Source organism: Vibrio sp. TH_r3 (assembly GCF_033101115.1).
Lineage (GTDB): Bacteria > Pseudomonadota > Gammaproteobacteria > Enterobacterales > Vibrionaceae > Vibrio.
In genome coordinates, this window is record NZ_JAWMPW010000076.1 from 1 (window position 1) to 702 (window position 702).

A 702-nucleotide genomic window follows, 5' to 3' on the forward strand; every position below is an offset into this window, starting at 1 on the left:
CTTTTGGCCATCTTGTGCGCCAATTTTAATTAGGTCAAAGCCTTTCTCTTTGGCCGCAACTTCGGCAAATCGCCACTCATCTTGGAACCAGCCTGCCTCTGGTTGCTTAACAATGAAACCGATTTTCTTTTTTTCTTCCGCAATAGTCCCTGTGGACATAGCCACTAACGAAGTTACTAGAGCGATTTTGGTAAGATTTTTAGTCCATATTTTCATAGTTATTCCAATTTTTTGTAGGTGTATCACGTCGATTGATCAAAACTTAGCTATCTATTACTTTACTGAAAGCGTAATCGATAGTAAGTCAATTGGTTATTGATGTTGCTATTATTAATCACGTTGTATACTAATCTTTGTTTAGTGATCATAAGTAAAATTCAAAAAAAGCAGCTCGTCACAAACTGAATTGAGCTACATGTAGAGTATTAAACTAACTCTGTTAAGCTAATTGACGATATATTCGACAGTAAGTGCGCTTTCGCATGACTCGGATCACTTTTCAGTAGCGTAAATTTTGCACATTTAGCGTCAACAAGTAATTGGTTGTTGAACTGAGCTAATCCCAATTTGGAAAGCAAATTGACAAACTGGCAATGGATATGATGGTTCGTTTTGATATCTCTATCGAAGACATTCAATTGGGGCAGTGAAACAGCAAAGAAGTCATGTTCTACGTTCTGACTTTCTTGTGATTTAACCCAA

Annotated in this window: 1 protein-coding gene and 1 pseudogene; both read right to left on the reverse strand. The window is 36.9% G+C overall.

Translation table 11 applies throughout. The features are described 5' to 3' along the window. A pseudogene (locus R3X26_RS18815) lies at nucleotides 1-216 on the reverse strand (arabinose ABC transporter substrate-binding protein); the annotation flags it as partial. Nucleotides 217-425: 209 nt separating this feature from the next. After that, nucleotides 426-702 (reverse strand): hypothetical protein (locus tag R3X26_RS18820; RefSeq protein WP_317718851.1); only part of this gene is annotated, 277 nt, incomplete at its 5' end.